Source organism: Candidatus Cryosericum odellii (assembly GCF_003570935.1).
GTDB classification, from domain to species: Bacteria; Caldisericota; Caldisericia; order Cryosericales; family Cryosericaceae; genus Cryosericum; species Cryosericum odellii.
Genome location: NZ_QXIU01000241.1, coordinates 1 through 2,724, shown reverse-complemented (window position 1 = coordinate 2,724; position 2,724 = coordinate 1). Strand labels below are relative to the sequence as shown.

Annotated in this window: 4 protein-coding genes; 2 read left to right on the top strand and 2 right to left on the bottom strand. The window is 59.3% G+C overall.

All coding sequences use genetic code 11. The features are described 5' to 3' along the window. Positions 1-117: 117 nt before the first annotated feature. Positions 118-582 (bottom strand): YbhB/YbcL family Raf kinase inhibitor-like protein, encoded by a 465-nt coding sequence (locus tag SMC5_RS09845; RefSeq protein ID WP_119087668.1) that lies wholly within the window; start codon positions 580-582, stop codon positions 118-120. Between the two features lie 471 nt (positions 583-1,053). Here SMC5_RS09845 and SMC5_RS09840 point away from each other — a divergent pair, with 471 nt between their 5' ends. Together SMC5_RS09840 and SMC5_RS09835 are read left to right on the top strand one after the other, a co-directional pair. Then, the gene (locus SMC5_RS09840) at positions 1,054-1,593 is read left to right on the top strand and encodes a GNAT family N-acetyltransferase (protein ID WP_165849069.1); all 540 of its coding nucleotides are present in this window, start codon (positions 1,054-1,056) and stop codon (positions 1,591-1,593) included. A 131-nt stretch (positions 1,594-1,724) separates the two neighbouring features. Further along, complete coding sequence (locus SMC5_RS09835; RefSeq protein WP_119087666.1) at positions 1,725-2,375, top strand: phosphoribosyltransferase; 651 nt, start codon at positions 1,725-1,727, stop codon at positions 2,373-2,375. Positions 2,376-2,487: 112 nt separating this feature from the next. Here the strand turns inward: SMC5_RS09835 and SMC5_RS10850 are convergent. Further along, a partial coding sequence (locus SMC5_RS10850) for a hypothetical protein (protein WP_165849068.1) occupies positions 2,488-2,724 on the bottom strand: 237 nt, incomplete at its 5' end.

The window sequence follows — 2,724 nt, the reverse complement described above, 5'->3', positions numbered from 1 at the left end:
GTACCACGACTGCCTCCGGGGGAGCATCGACCCCACAGTAGGTGCCTGCGCAGGGTAACCACATTGCAGGGTTCCGCTGTCAGTCTGCGGGATGCAAGTCAGCATCGAGAATCTCTGCTACTGTCGCTGATATGTTCCCATCAGCTGCCCTTGCGACAGGACGTGTCCTTTCATGGCTGCGTCGAGCTGCGCCCGGTTCGCCGACGCCGGAAGGGACAATACTGTGTCCAGAGCGTAGATTCGAAAGTAGTACCGATGGGCGTTGCCGCGTGGCGGCATGGGGCCGTGGTACCCGGACGTGCCGGCGCTGGTGATGCCCTGCACGGAGCCGTCAGACAAGGATGCATTCGCGGGTACGCCCTGTGCCAGCCCCCTCGATGTGGCAGGGATGCTCCATATGGTCCAGTGGACCCAAGTTCCGGCAGGGGCGTCAGGGTCGTCACAGATAAGGGCGAAGCTGACGACGCCGTCCGGCGTGTCTCTCCAGAAAAGGTCCGGCGAAATGTTCTCGCCCTGCCCGGTGTACTTGACCGGGATGGGCTTGCCGGGCATGAATGCCGTGCTGGTGACCGTGATTTCCATAGGTGCCTCCTGAATGTCCGTCGTACTTGCTCGACATCCCGCGCTCCATGCAGTCAGGATGACGAGCGTGCATGTCAGGATCAACCGGAACAGTTGCTGTCTCAACTACTCGCCTCACAACAAGGATCCAGGTTCCTGCCTGCAGTATATCTCAGGTGATGCTAAGGGCAACGGGCCGAGTTGCATCATCTGAATTCCGTACGATGAAGGGGATACTCGTACGATGACGAGGACGGAGAGGATGTGGGGAACCATGCGTCGTGGAAGTGTAACATTCTCGGGACGGTTCTATTTCCTTCGAGACCGTTATACCTTTGCCGAGCCTTCGACAAAACACATGGATTCCCGCGTAGGTGGGGACGAACCGCGGAGGAGAGCATCCAGTGCGTGTCCTCGGGAGACAGTGTCTGGTTGTGAATGCCGGCTTCCCGCTTCGGCGCGGCGTTCGTGTATGATGTGAGAGTGGATGACATGACTGGTCTCGACATACGGATCATGCGGGCGACACCGGACATGGCCGGTTACGTGGATGAGCTCCGCAGCAACTTGGTCGTGAAGGCGCGTGTCAAGGTATCCATGTGCGGTGACAACTATGACTTCGACGTCGATTCCGTCCAACTGCCGTATAAGAAGGCAGAGGTCTGCTGTCCCGACCGTGTCTATCTCGGCAGAGATGACGCGGCCATCTATCTCGCATTTGTCGAAGAGCAACTGGTAGGACAGGTGTGTGTCCAGGAAGACCACAACAACATGGCGCGTGTCTGGGGCCTGCGCGTTGAGCACGGCCACCTTCATCACGGTATCGCGACGTTGCTCATGGATACTGTCAAGGCATGGGCTCTTGCCCGGGGACTGCGCTGGCTGCGCGCGGAAACGCAGGACATCCACGTGACAGCATGTATGTTCTACCGTGACTACGGGTTTGTCATCGGCGGGTTCGACCGTCTCTATCTGCAGGCCACGCCGGGTAGCGAGGATGAGACCGCTATCGTCTGGTATCTCGAGGTCTGAAGCCCTCCGACACGATTTCTCAGGGTCCGGTTGTCACCGGGTCCAGGGTGTTGACCAAATTTCCTGTTCTGTCATGCTGATGTCAGTGGAGATTCCGACACGGTCGAGCATGACCTAATAGGAGGAACACTATGGTCTTCCTGTCGCGGGAAGAAGCGGGAGCCAAGCTGGCAAGTGAGGTCCGAGACCAAGGATTGGTCTTCGACCTTTGCTGTGGGATTCCACGCGGCGGGGTCATCGTCGGATCTGTTGTCGCCCAGGAGCTCGGCCTGCCGTTTGGTGTCCTGCTCATTCGCAAGATCCGTGCTGACGCCAACCGCGAAGTTGCAGTGGGGGCTCTCGGCTATGCCGGAAACGGCAGTTTCGCCACCATCCTGTCACCCGAATCCGCACACGAACCGCGCGAGCACCTCGACGCCGAGATCGGCTTCGAGAAAGAACGCCTTGTCCTGTACGCAGAGCTGTTCGAGCGCTATATCCCCCAGACATGGGAACGCGGCGCCCGTGTGCTGGTTGTGGACGATGGTATCGCAACGGGAGCGACGATGATCGCCGCCGTGGATGTCGTCACCAGTATGGGGTGCGTCCCCACGGTCGGAACGCCGGTCGTGGACAAAGAAGTGATGCGCCAGCTGGTCGAGCAGGGGTACCACGTTGTGGCAGTTCACGCGGCCGAATGGCTGATGGCTGTTGGGCAGTTCTACGAGGACTTCCACGAGGTCAGTGACCGCGAAGCCCTGTGCTGGGCCAATCGAGCGTTCCGTCCGCGACGCATCCGATAGAGCAGGAGCGTCAGCAAACACTATCACCCCAAGGCACGTCACGAAAGCGAATGATCCGCCATCTTGACGGACAGCGGGTCTTCAAGTGCGAAGAGAGGAGTGGCACTACCTGTCAGACGTCACCAAAACGGCGAATGAACCAGGTCTTGACGAGCTGAGTGAGGACGACGTAGATCAACAACATGCCCAGCAGGAGCAGCCAGTAGAGGGGCGGCAGCGTGACAAAGCCCAGGATGCGTGCGATGGGTCCGATGACAGTCATCAGTGCGCCCGTGGCGACAACCGCCACCGAACTGATGAGCAGCGGTTTGCTGGCTAGGCTCTGGATAAACGGGATCTTGTTGGTGCG